This window comes from Methanoculleus sp. MH98A, from assembly GCF_000691865.1.
GTDB lineage: Archaea > Halobacteriota > Methanomicrobia > Methanomicrobiales > Methanoculleaceae > Methanoculleus.
The window spans coordinates 18,929-38,434 of record NZ_JMIO01000013.1 but is presented as its reverse complement, the minus strand read 5'-3'; the positions used below and the strand labels follow the sequence as shown (position 1 = coordinate 38,434).

The 19,506-nt window shown below is 64.1% G+C and carries 24 protein-coding genes, 1 tRNA gene and 1 pseudogene; 7 read left to right on the top strand and 19 right to left on the bottom strand.

The genetic code is table 11. The features are described 5' to 3' along the window. The first annotated feature begins 59 nt into the window (after positions 1-59). Positions 60-218, top strand: a complete 159-nt coding sequence (locus tag EI28_RS02750) for a rubredoxin (protein WP_011843108.1) — start codon at positions 60-62, stop codon at positions 216-218. A 289-nt stretch (positions 219-507) separates the two neighbouring features. Next, the gene (locus EI28_RS02745; RefSeq protein WP_338151806.1) at positions 508-669 is read left to right on the top strand and encodes a rubredoxin; all 162 of its coding nucleotides are present in this window, start codon (positions 508-510) and stop codon (positions 667-669) included. Between the two features lie 105 nt (positions 670-774). On the opposite strand, the gene EI28_RS02740 is transcribed toward EI28_RS02745, so the two are convergent. From EI28_RS02740 to modA, 5 genes are read right to left on the bottom strand one after another with little or no spacing between them, the layout of a single operon-like run. After that, a complete protein-coding gene (locus EI28_RS02740) occupies positions 775-1,296 on the bottom strand; it encodes a hypothetical protein (RefSeq protein ID WP_048112454.1) in 522 nt (173 codons plus the stop codon). 34 nt (positions 1,297-1,330) lie between these two features. Next, entirely contained in the window at positions 1,331-2,380 is a 1,050-nt protein-coding gene (locus tag EI28_RS02735) for an ATP-binding cassette domain-containing protein (protein ID WP_048112452.1), read from the bottom strand. Next, positions 2,381-3,193, bottom strand: coding sequence for an ABC transporter permease (locus tag EI28_RS02730; protein ID WP_048112450.1), 813 nt, complete (start codon positions 3,191-3,193; stop codon positions 2,381-2,383). 2 nt (positions 3,194-3,195) lie between these two features. Next, positions 3,196-3,687: a tRNA (N6-threonylcarbamoyladenosine(37)-N6)-methyltransferase TrmO gene (gene tsaA / locus EI28_RS02725; RefSeq protein WP_048112448.1), complete on the bottom strand. Its 492-nt coding sequence runs from the start codon at positions 3,685-3,687 to the stop codon at positions 3,196-3,198. After that, on the bottom strand, positions 3,684-4,487 hold the full coding sequence (gene modA, locus EI28_RS02720; RefSeq protein WP_048112446.1) for a molybdate ABC transporter substrate-binding protein: 804 nt from the start codon (positions 4,485-4,487) through the stop codon (positions 3,684-3,686). Before modA ends, tsaA begins: the two co-directional genes overlap by 4 nt. A gap of 166 nt (positions 4,488-4,653) precedes the next feature. Between modA and EI28_RS02715 the strand changes: the two genes are divergently transcribed. After that, positions 4,654-5,022: a nuclear transport factor 2 family protein gene (locus tag EI28_RS02715; RefSeq protein ID WP_048112445.1), complete on the top strand. Its 369-nt coding sequence runs from the start codon at positions 4,654-4,656 to the stop codon at positions 5,020-5,022. Here EI28_RS02715 and thiE read toward each other — a convergent pair. Both thiE and thiM read right to left on the bottom strand, forming a co-directional pair. Next, positions 5,019-5,653: pseudogene (thiE, locus tag EI28_RS02710) on the bottom strand (thiamine phosphate synthase). The gene EI28_RS02715 and the pseudogene thiE sit on opposite strands and share 4 nt — an antisense overlap. Then, complete coding sequence (gene thiM, locus EI28_RS02705) at positions 5,653-6,492, bottom strand: hydroxyethylthiazole kinase (RefSeq protein WP_048112443.1); 840 nt, start codon at positions 6,490-6,492, stop codon at positions 5,653-5,655. Before thiM ends, thiE begins: the two are co-directional and overlap by 1 nt. 129 nt (positions 6,493-6,621) lie before the next feature. Here thiM and mch point away from each other — a divergent pair, with 129 nt between their 5' ends. Next, on the top strand, positions 6,622-7,566 hold the full coding sequence (mch, locus tag EI28_RS02700; protein WP_014866041.1) for a methenyltetrahydromethanopterin cyclohydrolase: 945 nt from the start codon (positions 6,622-6,624) through the stop codon (positions 7,564-7,566). Between the two features lie 515 nt (positions 7,567-8,081). Here mch and EI28_RS13905 read toward each other — a convergent pair. The 5 genes from EI28_RS13905 to EI28_RS02680 form a co-directional block, all read right to left on the bottom strand. Next, positions 8,082-8,351, bottom strand: coding sequence for a hypothetical protein (locus EI28_RS13905; protein WP_156147523.1), 270 nt, complete (start codon positions 8,349-8,351; stop codon positions 8,082-8,084). A gap of 290 nt (positions 8,352-8,641) precedes the next feature. Continuing rightward, positions 8,642-8,914 carry a 4Fe-4S dicluster domain-containing protein gene (locus tag EI28_RS02695; protein ID WP_014866042.1) on the bottom strand — a complete coding sequence of 91 codons (273 nt, stop codon included), beginning with the start codon at positions 8,912-8,914 and terminating at the stop codon, positions 8,642-8,644. Positions 8,915-8,920: 6 nt separating this feature from the next. After that, positions 8,921-9,400, bottom strand: a complete 480-nt coding sequence (locus tag EI28_RS02690; RefSeq protein ID WP_048112493.1) for a hypothetical protein — start codon at positions 9,398-9,400, stop codon at positions 8,921-8,923. Between the two features lie 5 nt (positions 9,401-9,405). Next, positions 9,406-9,897 (bottom strand): pyridoxamine 5'-phosphate oxidase family protein, encoded by a 492-nt coding sequence (locus tag EI28_RS02685; RefSeq protein ID WP_048112441.1) that lies wholly within the window; start codon positions 9,895-9,897, stop codon positions 9,406-9,408. Positions 9,898-9,915: 18 nt separating this feature from the next. Further along, positions 9,916-11,004 (bottom strand): (Fe-S)-binding protein, encoded by a 1,089-nt coding sequence (locus EI28_RS02680; protein ID WP_048112438.1) that lies wholly within the window; start codon positions 11,002-11,004, stop codon positions 9,916-9,918. 317 nt (positions 11,005-11,321) lie between these two features. On the opposite strand from EI28_RS02680, the gene EI28_RS02675 reads away from it, so the two are divergent. Next, positions 11,322-12,176 (top strand): Mrp/NBP35 family ATP-binding protein, encoded by an 855-nt coding sequence (locus tag EI28_RS02675; protein ID WP_048112436.1) that lies wholly within the window; start codon positions 11,322-11,324, stop codon positions 12,174-12,176. A gap of 42 nt (positions 12,177-12,218) precedes the next feature. Beyond that, positions 12,219-12,410 carry a hypothetical protein gene (locus EI28_RS02670; RefSeq protein ID WP_014866047.1) on the top strand — a complete coding sequence of 64 codons (192 nt, stop codon included), beginning with the start codon at positions 12,219-12,221 and terminating at the stop codon, positions 12,408-12,410. Between the two features lie 8 nt (positions 12,411-12,418). On the opposite strand, the gene EI28_RS02665 is transcribed toward EI28_RS02670, so the two are convergent. Both EI28_RS02665 and EI28_RS02660 read right to left on the bottom strand, forming a co-directional pair. Further along, positions 12,419-14,290, bottom strand: a complete 1,872-nt coding sequence (locus EI28_RS02665; protein WP_048112435.1) for a PAS domain S-box protein — start codon at positions 14,288-14,290, stop codon at positions 12,419-12,421. 210 nt (positions 14,291-14,500) lie between these two features. Continuing rightward, positions 14,501-14,585, bottom strand: a tRNA-Ser gene (locus EI28_RS02660). Positions 14,586-14,636: 51 nt separating this feature from the next. Between EI28_RS02660 and EI28_RS02655 the strand changes: the two genes are divergently transcribed. Next, positions 14,637-14,840, top strand: coding sequence for a hypothetical protein (locus EI28_RS02655; RefSeq protein WP_048112434.1), 204 nt, complete (start codon positions 14,637-14,639; stop codon positions 14,838-14,840). 1 nt (position 14,841) lies between these two features. Here EI28_RS02655 and thsA read toward each other — a convergent pair whose 3' ends face one another. From thsA to EI28_RS02630, 5 genes are all read right to left on the bottom strand, one after another. Continuing rightward, positions 14,842-16,431, bottom strand: a complete 1,590-nt coding sequence (gene thsA, locus EI28_RS02650; protein ID WP_048112433.1) for a thermosome subunit alpha — start codon at positions 16,429-16,431, stop codon at positions 14,842-14,844. Between the two features lie 214 nt (positions 16,432-16,645). After that, positions 16,646-17,260 carry an orotate phosphoribosyltransferase-like protein gene (locus EI28_RS02645; protein ID WP_048112432.1) on the bottom strand — a complete coding sequence of 205 codons (615 nt, stop codon included), beginning with the start codon at positions 17,258-17,260 and terminating at the stop codon, positions 16,646-16,648. Between the two features lie 21 nt (positions 17,261-17,281). Beyond that, on the bottom strand, positions 17,282-17,737 hold the full coding sequence (locus tag EI28_RS02640) for an NOB1 family endonuclease (protein ID WP_048112431.1): 456 nt from the start codon (positions 17,735-17,737) through the stop codon (positions 17,282-17,284). Next, positions 17,734-18,720: an RNA 3'-terminal phosphate cyclase gene (rtcA, locus tag EI28_RS02635; protein WP_048112429.1), complete on the bottom strand. Its 987-nt coding sequence runs from the start codon at positions 18,718-18,720 to the stop codon at positions 17,734-17,736. The genes EI28_RS02640 and rtcA overlap by 4 nt, the downstream gene beginning before the upstream one ends. Next, on the bottom strand, positions 18,707-19,504 hold the full coding sequence (locus EI28_RS02630; protein WP_369792241.1) for a ribose-phosphate diphosphokinase: 798 nt from the start codon (positions 19,502-19,504) through the stop codon (positions 18,707-18,709). The genes rtcA and EI28_RS02630 overlap by 14 nt, the downstream gene beginning before the upstream one ends. Positions 19,505-19,506 lie beyond the last annotated feature (2 nt).

Below are 19,506 nucleotides of genomic sequence, written 5' to 3'. Positions count from 1 at the left end.
TATGAGGGATCGTATGTCCTGCCGTCCTCGCGGTCGGTGGGCGGAGAGGTGAAGAAGCAATGGATTCATACCGGTGCACTCTGTGCGGCTACGTCTACTTCCCGGCAATTGGCGACACCGACCACGGCGTCAAGCCCGGCACGGCTTTTGAAGACCTGCCCGAGACCTGGAAATGCCCCCGGTGCGGTGCGCCGAAGAGCCGGTTTAAGAAGGTGTAAGGAGAGAGCCGTTCCTGACCGGATCCGGTCTTTTCTTCTGGTTACGCGCGCCGTTTAGCGTATCGCTCTCTCGCCTGAACCGGAAGGGCTACGGTTCCTCCGCCTCGAAGAGCGATTCGCCCGGGGGGCAGTATGCCGGCCGTTTCACCGTACCGGTCGTCCCCGATGGGCTTGCCGACGGAAAACCCCATCTCCCGATCTCCTGACCGGAGTACTTATCACTCAGAGGGTACATGGTGGCCGTGCCCCGGTCGACGTTGCGGCCGGTCGGGGCGGTGAGGTGAAGGAGATGATGGATTCATACCGGTGCGGACTCTGCGGCTACGTCTACAACCCCAGGGCCGGCGAGCCCGGCCAGGGGATCGAGGCCCGCACGGAGTTTGGAGACCTGCCCGAAACCTGGGCATGCTCCCGGTGCGGTGCGGAGAAGAACCTGTTTCGGAAGGTGTAAGGGGCGGTTCGGGGCCGGCCTCCCCACAACACATCTTCCCTTTTAGGGGTGTGGTCGTACGAGAGCGTTATATGGCGTTCTATTCTCCCGGCCGCACAAACTTCCTCACCCGAACCGGAAGGTCCGGAGCCCCTCCCCGCGGATCTCGCGCCCGGCGAGGTGCTCCATCTCGTGGTCGATCCCGCAGGCGGTGGAGCCAGAGAACTCCATCTCTGCGGCATCGAGGTCTTCGGCCCGGATCGTCCTCTCGAGCGGGTGAACGGTCGCCCTGATGACCCGGCGGGCGCCGAGCCGTACCCGGTAGGGCCGTTTTACGAGCAGCCGCGCGGGAGCGCTGCCGCACTTCTCCAGCCGGTAGACGGTTCCCTCCCGGTGCAGGAGTACCGGGTCGACGAAGAGGAAGATCTCCTCAAGCGAGTAACCTATCAGCCGTTCATCATCGTAGACCGTGGTTTTCTTCACCGCCGATATCGCGGTGAGCCCCTCCGCGGCGTAGCTCCAGTCACCCCCGTAACGGAGCGAGAAAAGAAGGGGGACGAGCGCGTCGGCGGGTATCCCGAACCGCTCGGCGAGGGCGGCCTCCCGGGCGGCAAAGACGAGTTCTTCCCGGATATCGTCGGCATTCATCGGCTCGCCCCTGCGCCGGGGGACCGGATAAATACTACCGCTTGAAGACGTGGACCGCGGAGGCCTTGAAGGTGACGTTGGCCGGCTCGCCCTCGACGAGGCCCAGGCGAGCGACGCTCTGCCGGGTCAGGACGGCGACGAAAAGCAGTCCCGTATCCACGACGACCCGTGAAAACATTCCGTTCTGCCGGATCTCTATCACCGTGCCCGGGAAGGTGTTTGCGGCGCTCGACTCGAACGGCCGGCGGGAGAGGATCACCTCCTCAGGCCGGATGCCGACGCAGACGTCGCCCTCGATCGCGGTGACAGTCCGGACGACGATCTCCCCGAGGTCGATCGCCGCTTCCCCGTCCCGGACCCTGGAAACCCCGCAGTAGACGTTTTCCATGCCGGTGAAGGCGGCGACGAACTCGGTGGCAGGTTTCCGGAAGACCTCATCAGGCGTGCCCGTCTGGACGATCCTGCCGTCCTGCATCACCGCCACCCGGTCGGCAAGGGCGAATATATCCTCGAAATGGTGGGTGATGTGGATGACCGTCGTTTCGGTCGTCCGGTGGATCGCCTTCAGTTCCCTCCGGAGCCGTTCCCGGGTGACGGTGTCGAGCGCCGAGAGCGGTTCGTCGAGGAGCAGGACGCGGGGCCGGAGGACGAGCGCCCGGGCTATCGCCGCCCGCTGCTGCTCGCCGCCGGAGAGCGTCCCCGTCGTCCGATCCAGGAGATGCCCGATCCCGAGGAGGGCCGCGGTCTCCTGCACGCTCTCCCTGATGCGGGCGGGATCGGTCTTCCTCTGCTTGAGGCCGAACCCGATGTTCTCCCCGACGGTGAGGTGGGGAAAGAGCATGTAGTCCTGGTAGACCATGCCGATCCCCCGGTCTTTCGGGTCGGTGCGGGTGATATCAAGGCCGTCCAGATCGATCGTTCCGGCGTCCGGGGAGTATATCCCTGCCAGGGTCTCGAGGAGGATGGTCTTTCCCGCGCCGGTCGGGCCGAGGACGACGAAGTACTCGCCGTCGTCGACGGTCATATCCACGCCGTCGAGAGCGAAGTCCCCGAGACGTTTGGCGAGCCCGGCGATCCTGAGCACCTAGAACACCCCTCGTCCGCCGGTGTAGCGTTCAAAGACCGCGAGTGAGATCACCGATATGGCGATCAGGATGACGGACGCGGCGACGGCAAGGTCGAGATCCCCGGTCGACATGTTCAGGAAAAGCGCGATGGGCAGGGTCTCGGTCTTCATCCGGGTGGCCCCCGCGAGCATGAGAACCGCGCCGAACTCCCCGATGGACTTCGACCATGTGATGACCAGACCTGCGATGAGGCCGCTTCTGGCGAGAGGAAGGGTGACCTGGCGGAACGCGCCCCACTCGGTGCACCCGAGCGTCCGGGCAACATGCTCGTAGCGGGGGTTGATCGTCTCGAAGGCCGAGCGTGTGACCCTCACCATGTAAGGGAGATTGACGAAGAATTGGGCGACGACGATCCCGAGCGGGGTGTAGATGACATCGAGTCCCCACTCCGAGAGCATCTTCCCGAACGTCGAGGGGCCGTAGAAGATGAGCAGCGCCACGCCCGCAACGAGCGGCGGGAGGGTGAGCGGGATGTTGAAGATGGTGTTTGCCACCCCTCTGCCGGGAAACGAGAACCGGGCGAGCGAGTAGGCGACCGGCACGGCGGCGATGACGCAGAAGGCGGTAGAGACCGCCGAGGTGACGAGCGAGAGTTCGACGGCAAAGAGGATCTCGGGGGAGAGCAGGCTCTCGATGAGAGCCGGGAGCGGCGGATAGACCACGAGGCCGGCGATGACGACGAGCATGTAGGCGATCAGGCAAAACGAGACGGCGAGAAAGATCGCCTTGAACGGGGAGGGGCGGGGGAGAGCGGCCCGGTTCGGGAACACAGTTAATCTACCCTGAAGGACGCGCTCTGTTTTTTGATCTGCTCGACGTGCTGCGGCGTCACCCACCCTGAGGCAGCATCGGGAAGGCTGTCGAACGCCGGGATGTAGGGCTTGATGTCCAGGATCGGCGTCCCGTCCAGGAGGTCGATGCCCTCGACGGCGAGCGTGGCGCCGTCAATCCCGGTAAGCCTGACGACCGATATCCCGAGCATGTTCGGGCGGTTGAAGTGCCGGGTGGCGAAGATGCCGTGCGGTTCGGTGCCGTCGACGAGCGGTCGTTCGGCGATTTCTTCACCGGCGGCCCGGTGGAACCGGTAGATGAGGATGAGGTGGGAGAACCCCGCGAGCGCCGCAAGACCGTCCCGGAATTCGGGGTAGACCTCCACCGTCCCGCGGGCGGTGGCGAAGGTCGCCTGGATGGGGGTGGCGGCCGGGTCGGTGAACGGCGTCCGGGCGACGCCGATGGCCCTGCAGGTGTATTCCGTGCCGTTCATGGCTCCACCCCCGCGTATGCCGGGTCGGGGTAGGCCGGGAACCCGTGGTCGACAAAGATTGCCTTCCCCTCGTCGGAGGTGACGAACTCGACGAACGCCTGAGCGGCGTCCGGCTGCTCCGTGAAGGTGGTCGCCCCTATCGGGACGATAAGGGTGAGGCTGTCTTCCTGCGCCAGAGCGATCGTGTCCATCGTCTCGGGGTTCACCATATCGAGCGTGATGAGCGCGGCATCGGCGGTGCCCATGTTCATCGCCACGACCACCTCGTTGATCGTCGGCCCCCGGAGGATGACGTTTGTCTCGACGGCGTCGAGGATGCCGTGCGCCCGGAAGAGTTTGTCGCCGGCCCTGCCGATGGCGGTGGTGTTCGCGCCGCCGAGCGCGATCTTCAGTCCGGGCCGGGCAAAGTCGTCAACCGAGGCGATGTTCTTCGGGTTTCCTTTCGCGACGACGATCACCGGGACGTGGTAGGCGGCGTAGCCGGGCTCCCCGACCAGTCCTTTATCCTGCGCGATCCGGTAGTCGGGCGTCCCGCCGGGAATGAAGGCGTCGCCTTTTTGGGAGAGTTCCATCTGGGCGATGAGCGTGCCCGAACCGGCGAAGGTGTACTTGACGTCGATACCGTACTTCTCGGTGAACGCCTCTCCTATTGCGGTCATCGGCTTCTTGAGGCCGGCGCCGGAGTAGACGAGCAGTGTGGCGTCGTCGCCGGCAGCGGTGTTATCCCCGGTGACGGTGGTGCATCCCGCCGCGAAGAGGAGAAGGGCGAGCGTGACCAGTGCTATGGCATTTTTTGACATGGATACCATTCAGTACCCGCTATACTGATATTAAAGTGATTTCTTTTACTTTTGAGTTGATTTAAAATGTTTTACTTGACAACATCCCTGTTTAACCTTGCTGTTCTCAGGGTGGACAGGACCCGGGGAAACGATTAATATCGACTCGTGCGTCCAGACGCTCCTTATGGAAGACCTGTTATCTATTCTGCTGGATCTCGAGAAGCGGGCCTGGAGGGCTGCCGATGTCCGGGACGTGGAGTTCTACCGTGATTATCTCGCGCCGGAAGCCCTCGTCGTCACTCCTTTCGGAGTCCTGGACAGGGAAGGGATCCTTCGTGATCTCGTGGAGAACCCCAACGAGCTGCCGGCGTATACGATCACGGACCCGAAGGTCGTTTCCGTCGGGGAGGAGGGAGCCGTCCTCACGTATACCGTCTCCTTCGGCGGGCAGACGATCTTTGTATCGACCGTGTATGCACGGAGCGACGGCCGGTGGCGGGCGCTCTTCCACCAGCGGACGCCTGCTTCCCCGGCGACCTGCCCGGCGGATTAACGCCCTCCCGCTTTCGCCGCGGCGATCCGTGCGCGGAGGTCGCGTGCGGCGGCGGTGACGTCGTCCTCCCCCACGACCGCCGAGATCACCGCGACGCCGTCCGCACCCGCGGCGATGACGTCGGAGACGTTCCCGGCGGTGATGCCCCCGATAGCAACAAGCGGGAGGGAGACCGCGGCCCTGATCTCCGAGAGCGCTATAAGCCCGCACCCCGGCCCCGCGTCGTCCTTTGACCCGGTCGCAAACGTCGGGCTGAGCGCCACGTAGTCGGCACCCGCTGCGGCGGCCCGGACAGCCGCGGCGACGGACCCGACCGATGCCCCGATGACGAACCCCGGCGGGGCGATGCGCCGCGCCTCGCCCACGGCAGATCGCTTGCGCCGAGGTGAACGCCGTCGGCACCGGCCGCAAGGGCCACGTCCAGGCGGTCGTTCACGATGAAGAGCGCGCCGGCGTCACGGGTGATCTCGCGTATGGCAACCGCCGCGCTGAGGAGGTCCCGGCCCGGGAGCCTCTTGTCGCGGAGCTGGATCACGTCCGCGCCGCCGGCGGCGGCGAGGCGGGCAAGTTCCGTGTGAGTGCGTCCGCGCCCGATCGCTTCGTCGGTGACTACGTAGAGGTCATACGCCATTACCGCTCCTCGATCCGTGCATGCCTGGCAAGGTCATCGGGTGAAAGCCCGGCAAGTTCGTCGAAGAGCGCCGTCCGAAACGTGTAGGGGCCGCGTGCCCCTGCCGCGCCCCGCTCCCCGGCAAGGCCGAAGGCCGCGAGCGCCGCGGCCGACGCGACCGCATAGTCGTCCGCGACCGCGACGAACGCCGCGGTGACCGAGGAGGCCATGCACCCCGTCCCCGAGAGCCGGTCCATCGCGGGGTTGCCGTTCCTGACAAGGAAGACCCTGCTACCGTCGGTCACAACGTCGATCGCCCCCGTCATCGCCACGACTGTTCCGGTCGAGCGTGCGCACTCCCGCGCAGTCTCGACGGGGTCTCCCGCAACGCCGCCCGAGTCGACCCCCCGGACGCTCCCGCCCGTCCCGGCAAGGACGCCGATCTCCCCGGCGTTCCCTTTCAGGACGGCGATATCCAGGGCATCGAGGAGTCTGTGGGCGGTCGCTGTCCGAAACTCCGTCGCCCCCACGCCGACCGGGTCGAGGACGACCGGGATACCGAGTTCGTTTGCCCGGCGCCCGGCGATCAGCATGGCCTCGACCTGCGTGGCGGAGAGCGTCCCGATGTTCAGGACGAGGGCTCCGGCGGCTGCGACCATCTCGCCGACCTCCTCGGGGGCCTCGGCCATCACCGGGGCGGCCCCGGCGCAGATGGTTATGTTCGCGCAGTCGTTGATCGTGACGCTGTTCGTGATGTGATGCACCAGCGGCCGCCCTGACCGCACGGCGGCAAGGAGGCCGGCGGGGATCGCGCCGTCCACGAAGCGTGCCGATGAACTGTTGTTCGTGCTGTCCGGCATAGGTACTTACCTATTTCTCGGGCAGTTGCATAAAGCCGGTCGTTGCCGGGTGCGCGTCGGACCGGATTGCATGCCTGGAGGGGAACTGCTAAAGCGATCTGCACCCTACCGCTGAGATAGGTGAGGACGATGCTCAGCGTAAACCGCACGGCGATGCCCGCCGTCAGAGAACTGATCGACCGCCGGGACGAACTCGGGGTGGCGGTCGCGGAGCAGGAGAACGGTGCGACGTGCATCGACTGCGGCGTGCACGTCGCCGGGAGTTACCGGGCGGGGGCCCTCTTCGTGGAGATCTGCCTTGCGGGGCTTGCGACGACGGCGATAACCATGGGCCGGGTGGGCGGCGTGCCCGTCCCGTTCCTGCACCTCACCGTGAGCCGCCCCGCTCTCGCGTGCCTCGGTTCGCAGAAGGCGGGATGGGTGCTCAAGGCCGGGGGCTACTCCGCGATGGCTTCCGGTCCGGCGCGGGCGCTCTCCTTAAAGCCGAAAAATACCTACAAAATGCTTGGCTACCGCGACACCTCTGAGATCGGCATCCTCGCGCTGGAGGCGGACACCCTCCCGGGCGAGGAAGTCACGGGCTTCATCGCGGAGAAGTGCGGCATCGAACCCGAAAACCTCTATGTCCTCGTCGCCCCGACCCGGAGCCTGGTCGGCTCGGTGCAGATCTCCGGCCGGGTCGTCACGGCGACCCTCCACAAACTCGAGGAGAAAGGATACGACGTCCTCCGCATCAGCCACGCGGCGGGCCGATCGCCGATCGCGCCCGTAAAGCGGACCGGCATCGAGGCGATGGGGACGACCAACGACTGCAACATCTACTACGGCTCGGTCTCCCTCGTCGCGGAGGGCTACGACCCGGTCTTTGCGACCCTCCCCTCACAGACCTCCCCCGACTACGGGAGGCCGTTTGCCCGGGTGCTCAAGGATGCCGGCTACGACTTCCTCAAGGTGGACTCGCTGCTTGCCTTCTCGCCGGCGGAGGTCACGGTGAACGATTCGGAGAGCGGCGAAGTCCATCACTTCGGCAGCCTGAATGCCGACGTGCTGCTTGAGTCGTTTGGGTTTCTGTAGAACCAGGTATGAGTCTGGATTCAAGGCCTTTGTTGAATCCCTCTACTTTCTTCAGGAGGTATTTCAGGGCAGCTCCGTTCTACTCACATAACTCCATCAACCGATATTCCCGGGCATCGCCATGCACTGCCCCCGCCCCTTGGGGCGGGGAACGACGGACAGGACGTCCGGAGCTTGAGAAGACCGAAGGTCTTCGAGTGGAGGTTACAGGCGTATAGTTATCTGTAGAAATTGATTCTGGACACTGAAGACATGAGGCAGAGACAGGGAAGGGGGCGAGCCCCCTCCCCGTCAGCCCCACCCCCGTGGCGATATCCCCACGGTCCACAGTATGGGGAGATTCCGAAAAAGAACAGAATCCCAACTCGCTCCCGGGACACGGCTTCCCACCGGCTATCGCCACGCACTGCCCCCGCCCCTTGGGGCGGGGAACGACTGCCGGGAGCGTAGCGGACGGCAGGAGTTTGAGCACCGAAGGTGCGGAGGAGGAGGCCGGAGGCCGGGTGGGGTGGGGGTCACAGGTATAGCCTTATGGAGTAGAGACAGGGGAGGGGGGCTGCTCCCTCGAAGAACTTCGTTCTTCTCGTGTTCGCTTCGCTCCCCCCTCGAAACTCTTCGAGTTTCTCATGCTCACTCCGTTCGCACCTCGACGCCTCACGGCTTCTCGTGCTCCGCTCCTCCGGAGCATCGCACTCGCACCTCCGGTGCTCAAGCTCGCTTCGCTCGCACTCCCTGTCAGCCCCACAGCGAAGACCTTCGGTCTTCTCGTTTTCGCTTTCGCTCACACAGCGAACCCCTTCAGATTTCTCGAACTCCTGTCTCGCACCTTCGGTGCTCACGCTCCAGTTCTAGCGAACTGTCGCGTCCTGCGGACAGTCGTTCCCCCAATGGCGGTAAGCGACTGGCCGAAGGGCAGAAGCTCGAGCACCATCAGGTGCGCAGCCACCACGGTCCAGCGTACTGGTAGGTGCTGTGGCCCAACACACTCTCATAGGTGTGTGTTTCAGGATGCCCTTGTTTCCATCGACAGCGAGACACCACTCATGGAACGTAAAAAAGGAGCCTGATCCCGGAATTACTCCGGGCTCGTCTTCTCGCGGTAGCGCTTGAGCGCCTTCTCGACGTAGGACGTCATCTGCACGGCGCCCACGACGCAGGCATCGGCGCACTTCCCGCAGCCGATGCAGGTCTCCGGGTTCGTAATCCAGGCCTTGTCGATCTTCTTTCCGAGATCCACGAGCTCGATCGAGCCGGTCGGACAGACCTCGACGCAGTCGCCGCACCCCTCGCACGAGAAGGGGATGATCCAGGGGAACTGTTTAGGAATCTTTTTTTCGTCGCTGCTCATCAGAAATCAGTCCCTCTTCCTCGGCACGTCCTTCCAGCGCTGCCGCTCCCACGCATCGAGTTCCTCCGGCGTCATGCCGTCGAGCCGCTGCCCGGCCTCGTACCCGGGCTTCGTGCAGTAGAGTTCGGTCAGGCGGACGAGGAGCACCGATTCCGCGTCAATCCCTTTCTCCTCTTTTGCCTGTGCCGCGATCGTGTCGAAGACCGATCCGGAACGGAGGAGTTCTCCGGTTCCCTTGAACTGGTACGCCGCGCGGATACCGCCCTGGCGCGAGACGCCGAACGCCACCCGGGAATTCTCCGACAGCACGGGCGCGATCACCTTCGCTTCGTCCTGTGCAAGCGCGAACGCCACCTCGCCGTTGCCCGTCACCTCGGCGTAGCGGCCCAGCACCACGAACGGCACGCCCTCCGGCGTCGCGACGCAGAGGTGGCAGCCCATCGCCTCGATCCAGGCCTTCATCCTGTCTGTAAGATTCACCGTCATCTCGATCACCCCGTTAGAACCTTCTCTCCCACGTGCCCCGGCTCGATGGAGTAGGCCTCCTCGACATGCACGACCACGACCCCGCGCTGGACGGCTTTCGGGAAGACGATGTCCGGCGGCACCTCATCCGGCGGTTCGGCCTTGTTCCAGTTCCCCCACTCGTTCAGGATATCCGTCGCGTTCGCGCCGTACCAGTCGAAATCGCGCGGGAACCCGTACTCCATGTCCACGGCCTTACCTTTGAAGACCCACCACCGCCCCTCGTCGAGCGGGTGGCAGATCGTGACCGCGACCTCGGGGTTCTCCTTGATGTTCGCCTTCGTCTTCAAGAGGAACATATCGGCGATCAGGATCTTGTCGTCCATGTGCGTGGCGACGAACCGCATCGCGGCGATGTTCGGGTTGCCGTCCCTGCTCGACGTGCAGAGGTAGATCAGGCTCCCTCCCTTGCCGGGAACCCGCAGGGCTTCTTTCATCTCCTTCGTAAACTTCACCATTCTTCTCACCTCGTCTGGCTACTTCACCGGATACCCGAACGCGGCGGTTCCGGCAGGGCCGAGTTCCTCGCCCAGCGCCTGTTTCACGAGCTGGGTGATGTAGATCGGCTCGATCTCCATCTTCCGGCAGGTCGCCCGCATCACGGAGATGCAGGCCGGGCAGATGAAGACGAGTTCTTCGGCGCCGGCTTCGGCGGCATCGCCGATGTTTTTACGCTGGATATCGACCGCTCGCTCGTGCTGGGTGTGGAAGATCCCGCACCCGCAGCAGAGCCGGTCATCTCCCGTATACGTCCGCTTCTCCTCGACGGACTCTACACCGATCATCTCGAAGATATCGGCGAGCCAGTCCGACCAGATCTCGCGGTCCCCGCCTCTCGGGGCGTAGCGCGTCGTGCAGCCGCCCTGCACCGCGATGCTGATGCCGAGCGGGTTTTTGATCCGGTCGGGGTGGTCGCGCAGCCAGTTCCTGATGTGCTCGAGGAGATGAACCGGCCGGAACGGCACCTCTACCCCCTGCTGCATCGCGAGGGTCGTCGCCACGTTGTAGCAGGCGTCGTGGGTGAAGACGATCTCGTCGACCCCGAACTCTTCGGCCGCTTTCGCGAGATTCTCGATGAACTGCGGGAGGTTCTTCAGCGGCCGGGACGCCCGGCCGAGGTGGGTCTCGGTGAACCCGCACGCGTACGGCCCTCCCCCGATGATGGTTGCGTCCTCAAACACCTGTCCCGTGAGGAACTCCGCCTGGGGCACCACCTCGTAGATCCCGCCGGCCGAGATCAGCGCCCCGCCCGGCTTTCCTCTCCGGATGACTACGGCCGGTTTCGTCAGCCAGTCGCTCGACGGCTTCGCGTCCGCCGGGATGCCGAGAGCATCCGTCTCTTCCTGCCGCCGTGCGATGAGGTCCCAGGGATCGGCGCCCAGCGGGCAGAAATCGTTGCACGCTGCGCAGGTGATGCACTCTTTCAGGATCTGGTGGCGTTCTCCCTCTATCAGGGACTTCATTGCTCTCTTTGCGTCGTCCTCGTCGTATGATACGTACGGGCAGCGGGCGAGACATTCTCCCCTGCAGCGGGAGAAGTCGCATTTCGATAGATCAAATGCCATCACATATCCCTCGTTCTACCCTGTGTCAATACCCTCACTTTAACGTGGGGTTCCCGGCAAGACAGGTTTCGAACCGATCTCCGGCCCTTTCCCGGCGGAGAACCGTTCAGGGAGTAGATCCGGTGGGTGCCGTGGATCCCTGAGAGGGGCCGAACATGTAAGTATCAATACTACTTTCTGTTAACGTTGTTAACATTATTGTGCGAGCCGTGTTGCATGACCCTGTTCGGGAAGAACACTCGTGCGGGCTCACAATCACTTCGTGACCGGTGGACGGACGATTCCGCCCACTGGAGATGAGGTGTTGAGGGTACGTTATGGCAGAAACAGACAATACAACGAAGGATGCCGGACAGCAGCAGAAAAACCCGTTTGAAAAGGTTTCCGTGAGCGTCAAGCACGTCATCCTGGTGCTGAGCGGAAAGGGTGGCGTCGGGAAGAGCACGGTGGCCGCGAACCTTGCAATGGCGCTTGCGAACCACGGCTACCAGACGGGCCTTCTCGATCTCGATATCCACGGCCCCAACATCCCCAAGATGCTGGGCATCGAGGAGACCAAACTCACGTCGACGAACGGCACGAGGATCGAACCGGTATACGTGGTGCCGGCACTCGGCGTCGTCTCGATGGCGTTTCTCCTGCCGGATAAGAGCACTCCTGTCATCTGGCGCGGCCCCATGAAGATGCAGGTCATCAAACAGTTCCTCGCGGATGTCAACTGGGGAGACCTGGACTACCTCGTGGTGGATCTGCCCCCGGGCACGGGAGACGAGGCGTTATCGATCATCCAGCTCGCCCCGAACGTTGCCGGTGCCGTTATTGTTACGACGCCGCAGGAGGTTGCCATACTCGACTCGACCAAAGCCGTAAAGTTCGTCGAGAAAATGGATATTAAGGTTCTCGGGATAGTCGAGAACATGAGCGGCATGGTTTGCCCGCACTGCGGCAAGGAGATCGACCTCTTCGGACAGGGCGGGGGGAAGAAGGCCGCAGAGGACCTTGGCGTGCCGTATCTCGGCAATATCCCTCTGGACCCCGACATGCGCAAAGCCGGTGACGAAGGACGCCCCTTCATCGTCCGGCGTCCGGGTATGAGCGCGGATAACCCCACGTGGGAGCATGTGGACAGGGTCATGCAGGCAGTTCTCCGCAGTATCGGAGAGACACAGTAGGATGCAAGCGGATGCTGCAGTGAGACGGAGGCAAGCAGAGGCATGAAAAAGTTCCGTATAGAACTGACCGGGTTCATCGAGATGGACACCGACCAGGAGCGCGACGCGCGGATACTGGCCGAGCGGATTCTTGAGGAGATCCGTTCGGTCTTTTCCGGGCACGGCGCGATACAGGACTGCGACGTCGGGATAGACTCTGTCACGGAGAAACCGCTTACCCGGCGCTACAGGTAGGCCGGACGTCACTCCCGGTCGTGCCGCCGGAGGAACGCGCGAACTTCCCGCGACTCCACCCATCCCCGGTCCAGCTGCCTGATATACTCGTTGATCCGCTCGACCTGATCGTGGATAACCGCCGACGTCTTCGGATCGTCGGCCAGGTCGGCCATGCCGAGGATCACCTGCAGGGGCTGGCGTATGTGATCGCCGAGGACGGCGAACTGCTCGATGTTCCGTTCGATCTGCTCGAACGCCTGCTGGTTAAGCTGCTCGGTCTGTTTCCGTTCGGTGATGTCTCTTCCCACCGCCTGGACGCCGACCACCTTTCCGTTCTCCACGATCGGGGATTCGTTCAGCTCGACGAAGGCCGTCGTTCCGTCCTTTCGGCGGAACTCGACTTCGAGCCCTTCGATCGATTCGCCTCTCGCCATTTTCTTTTGCCCCTCCTCCCATGCGGCGAGCGATACGGGGGTGACGTAGTCACGGCACTTGCAGCCGATGAGTTCGGCGGGGGTAAAGCCGAGGATGCGGGTCACGGCCGGGGACATGTAGGTGATCCCCCGGTCGTGGTAGCAGGTGTAGATCATGTCGAAACTCCGCTGCGCTATCTCGCGGAACTTCTCCTCGCTCTTGCTGAGCGCCTCTTCGGCCGCCTTTCGCTTGAATCCCAGTGCCAGAACGTTTGCGGCCGCCTGGACGAAGTTGATGTCGTCCCGGGTGAACCTGCGCAGGGTCCGGGTATGGGCGCCGAGCACCCCGTACGGTGCCTCGTCACCCTGGATAATGACGCTGATGCCGCTCAGGATCCCCTCGTTTCGCAGGAGGGCCGGGCCCCGGAACCGGGTCTCGGCGTCGAAGTCTTCGACGATCACCGGCTCATGAGAGAGAAGGGTGTACCCCGCCTGGGAATCGGTTCCTCCATCCACTTTCTCGGTACCGACCCGGACTCCGCCGAATCCCACCGCCGCCTCGAGGATGAAAAGATATTCATTGGGCAGGTACCGGAGCACTTTGGCGTACTCGACTCCCAGACACTCCGCCACCATCCGGACCACGGCGTTCATCAGTTCGGGAAGCTCCGCCCCTGCAAGAGCGAACTGGCCGAGGTCCGCGATGGCTGCCTGCTGCGCCGCACGGACGGCGGTGAGCCGCTCGGCCTGTTTTCTCGCGGTGATGTCGAGATTGATTCCGGCCCAGAGGACGATCTGCCCGTCCCTGTCACGGATCGGCGCTCCCCGGGAGAGGATGGTACGGCACTCCCCGTCGGGATCCGGAACCCTTAACTCGCGATCCCAACGGCACCCCATATCGAGGCACCGTCTCCAGTCGGAACGCACTGCTGCCGCGTCCTCGAGCGGGATGCACTCCAGCCACCCGGCGTGCCGGCACTCCTCGATCGTCCTTCCCACCAGTTCGAGGAACGAGGCGGAAAGATAGAGCACGTTGCCGTCCGGCCCGCATACCCAGAGGCCGTAGGGCACCAGTTCTCCGACGGCGGTAAAGACCGACTCGGCCCTGATCCGTGCCATCTCCTCCTGACGTCCGGGAGTGATCTCCCGGAACCGTGCAAGCCTCTCCCCGGCGCCGGGCTCGCCGGAGATCACCCGGCACGAGAAGGAGAAGTGACGCACCTCACCGGTGGAGGTTCGCATCCGGCAGGTCTCGTGCGTCACCTCCTCGCGGTTCCGGAGTGCTTCGATTATCCGGTCGGCAGAGTCCCTCTCCTCGAAGAGCGGTGCGAGGTGGCGGGCGATGAGGTCGCCTATCTCCATGCCGCGGGCAGCATCATCGCCGATCCCGAACGTTTCGCAAAACGATCGGTTCAGCCGCACAACGGTGTTATCCCGGTCAAGGATGACGACGGCATCGTCGAGTTCGTCAAAGCAGTGGTACACGGGAGATCTCCATCGGCCGGCGCGGGATGATCCCGGACAGCAGGCGCTACGTACCAACTGTGGTTTACCGTGACCATAAATATCTCTCCCGGAACCGCACGCATCCGCGCCGATACCGGGATCGCAGAAAAGGTTCCGGTAAACGGTCCCGAAAACCAGGTTCCGCCCCGTCCCGGGGGCGTGCCGGGCCCTATATGAGGAACCTGAAAACGCCGAGGGGGAGATTTGAACTCCCGAGGTGCCGAACACCAGTGGCTTTCGAGGCCACCGCCTTCCCGGACTAGACTACCTCGGCACAGAATCGGCCTAGAGTATTTAGGCTCTACGGCTATAATAGTATCGAGATATGCTCTGTCGGTTCACCCTTATCCCGGACGGTCGTGTGCTGGTCTACCGCGGGCAGCCGGGCGACACGTATGAGATCGCTCTCCTCTCCTTCGGGATCAACCCGGATACGGCGCTGATATTTTGCCGCGGGCGGAGCGTTCCGCAGGACGAAGAAATAGCAGAAGAAGAAGCCGGGATCTTCCTGGCCTCTTCGCGCGGGTGACTTATTGTGCGGCCGGCTGTCCGGCCTGGGTGACCATCATGTCGTCGACGCGGACGAGGAGCATGGCCGTCTCGGTCGCGCTCTTGATCGCCTGGGTCTTCACCCGCTCGGGTTCGATGACCCCGGCCTCCTGCATGTCGACGACCTCGCCGGTGTAGACGTTGAGCCCGGCATGCTTCGCGCCGTCGGCGTGGGCCTTTCGGAGAGCGACAACCTTGTCGATCGTGTCGAATCCGGAGTTCTCCGCGAGCGTCCTCGGGACGACCTCGAAAGCGTTCGCAAACGCTTCGATAGCGAGCTGAACCCGGCCGCCGACGGTTGCGGCGTAGTCGCGGATGCGCATCTGGAGTTCGGTCTCGACCGATCCGCCGCCGACGACGAACTTGCCGTCCTCGATGGCGTCCTGGACGACCCGGGCCGCGTCGTAGACCGCCCGCTCGAGTTCGTCCAGCAGGAGCTGGGAGGTGCCCCGCAGGAGGATCGTGACGGCCTTCGGGTTTTCGCACCCGGAGATGATCGTCAGGTCGGCGTCGGGGACCTCCTTGGCCGCCTCGGCGTGTCCGAGCGTCTCCCCGGTGAGTTCCTCGGGCTTGTTGACGATGCTGCCGCAGAGCGCTCTCGCGGCGAACTTCATGTCGGCTTCTTTCACGTCTTCTATGGCGTAGACACCGTGCTTGGCCAGGTAGTACTGCACCGCATCGGCGATTCCCTTCTGGCAGAGGACGACGTTCGCGCCGGCGGCAACGATCTGCTCGGCAAGTTCCCGGAGGGACTCGCGCTCCTGCTCGGAGAACGCCTTCATCTGGTCGGAGGAGGTGATCTTGATCTTCGACTTCACCTGGGTCTTCGTGATCTCGAGCGGCTGGGCGAGCAGGGCAACTTTGGCGTCCTTGATCTTATCGGGCATCTGCTCGAAGACGCGCTTCTTGTCGATGACGATGCCCCGGATCAGTTCGGCGTCGTCCATGGAGTCGCCGACCTGCTTCTTGATCTTGATGTCGTCCTCGTCCACGGCGTAGGTGCCCTGACCGGTCTCGGTCGCGACCAGCCGCACTGCGTCCACCACGATGGTGGAGATCTGGTCTTTGATTGCCTCGATGGACTTGCCGGTCATGGCGGTTCCGGCGAGTTTGATGAGGTTTTCCTGGTCGTCGGCACTGATGGAGATGGCCAGTTCCTTGAGGATTGCAAGGGCCTTCTCCATGCCGAGCTGGTAGCCTTGCGCGATGATGGTGGGATGCACCTCCTGGGCAAGCAGCGTCTCTGCCTCTTCCATAAGGGACCCGACGAGCACGGTCGCAGTCGTGGTGCCGTCGCCGACCTCGTCGTCCTGGGTCTCCGCGACCTCGACGATCAACTTGCCGCCGGGGTGCTGCACGGACATCTCGTGCAGGATGGTTGCCCCGTCGTTCGTGATCACCACGTCACCGCTGGAGCTGACCAGCATCTTGTCCATTCCCCTGGGACCGAGCGTCGTCCGAACGGCGGCCGCGATTGCCTTTGCAGCCATGATATTCGAGCGCTGCGCCTCGAATCCGCGAGTGCGCTCAACGTTGTCCCGCAAAATAATGATGGGCTGTCCAGCAAGCATTGTATAATCCTCCTTTGCTCGTTAGGTTTGTTCAGAGGTTCTATATAAATTGGTCGATGCCGTTCAGCCTTCCGGGGACGCCCCCGCCCAACGGCGGTGCTGTATCATCCGTCAGCCACCGTTACGCGCCCGGATCCCCCGAACCGGTTGCGATCCGTTTTGCCGTTCCCGCCGGAGCGGGTTCAGGGCGTATCAAAAAAAAGTGCCGGGCCGTTCACCCGAGCCTCGATATCACGAAGAGCGAATGGACCGGGACCCCGTCGATCTCCCTCGCCCCCCGCTTGTCGAAGAGCGACCAGACCGCCATCGGCGTGGCTCCGTGCTGCCGGAGAAACGTTATCGTCTCGGAAAGCGTCGTCCCGGTCGTGACGACGTCGTCGACGATGATGCACCGCTTGGCGGCGATCGCGGAGAAGGTGCCCGAGAGCGACCCGATGGGCGTTTCGCTCCGGCTGTGCTTCGCCGGGAGGTAGACCGCGAGTTTCAGCCCCTCCTCCGCGGCGATGAGGGTGGCGAGCGGGGCACCCGACGGCGCGATCCCGACGACCGTGTCGGGGAGATCGTCGACGGCACGTACGCCTCCTCCCTCCGCCAGGTAGAGGAAGCGTTTGAGCATCATCATCGCCATGTCGTTTAAGAGCACGCCGTGGCTCCCCACCGCCGCCCAGTCGATGTGGACGTCTTTGGGGGCCTCCATGCCCTTCTGCTGGGTGAGCAGCCAGGTGACCGTCTCCATCGAGAGACCCAGCTCGTCGGAGATCTGGCCGGGGGTGTGCCCTTCTGCCTGGAGCGCCTTTGCCTTCGTGATCAGCTCTTCGAGCGCGGACATGGAGAAAAGATCTCCGGTTGATTATTTAAGCTTTCTTTTGATTGGTGCGCCGCAGATCGGGCAGTCTCCCGGCTCCCTCCAGTACCGCCCGCACCCGCTACACCGGTAGCGCCACCGGATAGGCCGGGCGGGCCGCTGCCTGATGCTCCGGGTCTCGATGCCGAGGCGGTGGGCGACGTTCTGGATGGCGAAATCGTCGGTGACGAGGACGGCCGAGAGTTCCAGCGCGAGCGCGAGGATATCCCGGTCGGTTCCGGAGAGCACCCCGCTATCTCCCGTCCGGAGTGCGGCCGCATCCACTCTTGCGAGATCTTCCCCGCGCGGCTCCCGGACCGTGAGTCCCGCGGCCGTGAGGACCTCGAAGCGACACTTCGCGTGGGTGTCGGTGAGTTCCTCGACGACCGACGGTGTGGTCGAGATCGGGCCGTTGACGGGGATCTCCGTGAAAAAGACCGAGGCGTCGAGGACAAGCGTCATGCGGAGAACCTCACGATATCGTTCTTTTTGCAGGCTATGGGATACCCGAACTCCGCCAGGAGAGAGCCTGCGGTCTCTGCATGCATCGAGAGGGTATGGGTGCTGTACTCTCCCCCGTAGAGGGCAAGGTAGACGAGGAGCTGGTCGGCGAGGTGGACGTCGACCGTGCCGGGGCTGCGGCATTCGTCGGCGAGGGCCCGTGCCGCCGTCCGGCCCACCTCCTCGGCCGGAAGCCCCCGCTTCCCGAGCGCGACGGCACCCTTCGCCCCGCTCCACACCGTGACCGAACTCCCGACGCTCGGCCCGCCTTCCCGTGAGTCGAGCGTCGCGGTGCAGGAAAGATCGAGTTCGCCCTCAAGGAGATCGCGTGCGGCCGCCGCCTGGCGCTCCGCGACGTGCGCGGGAAGGCGCGCCGAGCAGGATACGATCCCGCAGTTCCTCTCCTCCCCTTCCGGGACCGCGATCGGGCCCGGGCGGGACGGTTCCGCCCGGACGTGCACCCGCCCCCCTCCGCGGGGATAATACCCTCTCCCGCGCACCGCAATCTCGATCGAGGCCCCGGCGCGCCGGAGCACCGGCGCGAAGACATGCTCCAGGTAATCGATGGTCGGGCTCCACGGCACCTCGGTCCCGCCCGAGACCGTGATGCTCCCGCCGGCGGCGAGGCCGACCGGGAGCCACGCCTGGACGATGAGGGGTATGCTTCCGGCGGTGCCGGGGTCGATCTCCAGATCGGCCCGGCGAACCCGGCCGGGAGCAAACGAGATCTCCCGGCTCCCCGGCGTTAGACCCGTGCATTCCGCATCGCAGGCGCCGGCGACCGCCCGGACCGCAGCGATGTGCTGGGGGGCAAGCCCGGGGTTCGGCCGGTTCTGCCGGATCCTGGTCACGGTGACCGGAGTGGCGGAGATGGCCGATAAGGCGACCGCCAGGCGGAGGATCTGCCCGCCTCCTTCGAGGTGTGATCCGTCAACGGTGAGCATCTTCCCTGATCGCGGTGACGATAGCGCTCGCGGCCGATATGAAACTTGAGGCGTTCTCGTAGGTGTCGCTGGAGACGACCGAAGAGACTCCCGCCGCCCGCAGGCGGGTGTAGGCGCCGCTCGTGAGCACCCCGTGGACGCAGGCCGCGTGGATGGACGCGGCCCCCCGCTCCCGGAGCATGCAGGCGGCGGTCGCGAGGGTTCCGCCGGTGGATATGATATCGTCCACGATCACGACGTCCCGTCCGGCGGCATCGATGGTCTTCGGGGCGATCCTGACCTCCTCGCCCGAGAGCCGGGTCTTTTCGAGGTGGTCGCAGTCCCACCCGCCGACCGCCGCGACGTCCGAAGCGAAGTCGATCGCGCCCTCGTCCGGCGCGAGAACCAGGGGGTTTTTCAGGCGCAGGTCGCCGACGTAGCCGCCGACGGCCGGGGCGATGGTGACGTTCTTTGCCGGGACGCCGAAGTGACCCAGCACGCCCGGGTCGTGGATGTTGACGACGTAGACCCGCTCGATGCCGGTTGAAAGCGCCCGTGCGACCGCCCGGGCGCTGATCGGCTCGCCGGGGGAGAAACGTTTGTCCTGCCGGGAATAGCCGAGATACGGAATCACCAGCGTGTTCCTCGATTGATCGGCGGCATCGATCGCGAGAAGGGTCTGCATGAACATATCGTTGTCCACGATGCTGCTGACGATCAGGGTCTCGTCGTCCAGTTCTCCGCACTTAAGATACAGTTCCCCGTCGGGAAATCGGGTGAATTTTGTCTCGACCAGTGGGGCCAAGT

What these genes read in the sequence shown, in the direction of transcription:
- EI28_RS02750 (WP_011843108.1), top strand. Translation starts at nt 60, where the DNA reads ATGGATTCATACCGGTGCACTCTGTGCGGCTACGTCTACTTCCCGGCA.
- EI28_RS02745 (WP_338151806.1), top strand. Translation starts at nt 508, where the DNA reads ATGATGGATTCATACCGGTGCGGACTCTGCGGCTACGTCTACAACCCC.
- EI28_RS02740 (WP_048112454.1), bottom strand. Translation starts at nt 1,296, where the DNA reads ATGAATGCCGACGATATCCGGGAAGAACTCGTCTTTGCCGCCCGGGAG.
- tsaA (WP_048112448.1), bottom strand. Translation starts at nt 3,687, where the DNA reads ATGAACGGCACGGAATACACCTGCAGGGCCATCGGCGTCGCCCGGACG.
- modA (WP_048112446.1), bottom strand. Translation starts at nt 4,487, where the DNA reads ATGTCAAAAAATGCCATAGCACTGGTCACGCTCGCCCTTCTCCTCTTC.
- EI28_RS02715 (WP_048112445.1), top strand. Translation starts at nt 4,654, where the DNA reads ATGGAAGACCTGTTATCTATTCTGCTGGATCTCGAGAAGCGGGCCTGG.
- thiM (WP_048112443.1), bottom strand. Translation starts at nt 6,492, where the DNA reads ATGCCGGACAGCACGAACAACAGTTCATCGGCACGCTTCGTGGACGGC.
- mch (WP_014866041.1), top strand. Translation starts at nt 6,622, where the DNA reads ATGCTCAGCGTAAACCGCACGGCGATGCCCGCCGTCAGAGAACTGATC.
- EI28_RS02695 (WP_014866042.1), bottom strand. Translation starts at nt 8,914, where the DNA reads ATGAGCAGCGACGAAAAAAAGATTCCTAAACAGTTCCCCTGGATCATC.
- EI28_RS02690 (WP_048112493.1), bottom strand. Translation starts at nt 9,400, where the DNA reads ATGACGGTGAATCTTACAGACAGGATGAAGGCCTGGATCGAGGCGATG.
- EI28_RS02685 (WP_048112441.1), bottom strand. Translation starts at nt 9,897, where the DNA reads ATGGTGAAGTTTACGAAGGAGATGAAAGAAGCCCTGCGGGTTCCCGGC.
- EI28_RS02680 (WP_048112438.1), bottom strand. Translation starts at nt 11,004, where the DNA reads ATGGCATTTGATCTATCGAAATGCGACTTCTCCCGCTGCAGGGGAGAA.
- EI28_RS02675 (WP_048112436.1), top strand. Translation starts at nt 11,322, where the DNA reads ATGGCAGAAACAGACAATACAACGAAGGATGCCGGACAGCAGCAGAAA.
- EI28_RS02670 (WP_014866047.1), top strand. Translation starts at nt 12,219, where the DNA reads ATGAAAAAGTTCCGTATAGAACTGACCGGGTTCATCGAGATGGACACC.
- EI28_RS02655 (WP_048112434.1), top strand. Translation starts at nt 14,637, where the DNA reads ATGCTCTGTCGGTTCACCCTTATCCCGGACGGTCGTGTGCTGGTCTAC.
- thsA (WP_048112433.1), bottom strand. Translation starts at nt 16,431, where the DNA reads ATGCTTGCTGGACAGCCCATCATTATTTTGCGGGACAACGTTGAGCGC.
- EI28_RS02645 (WP_048112432.1), bottom strand. Translation starts at nt 17,260, where the DNA reads ATGTCCGCGCTCGAAGAGCTGATCACGAAGGCAAAGGCGCTCCAGGCA.
- EI28_RS02640 (WP_048112431.1), bottom strand. Translation starts at nt 17,737, where the DNA reads ATGACGCTTGTCCTCGACGCCTCGGTCTTTTTCACGGAGATCCCCGTC.
- rtcA (WP_048112429.1), bottom strand. Translation starts at nt 18,720, where the DNA reads ATGCTCACCGTTGACGGATCACACCTCGAAGGAGGCGGGCAGATCCTC.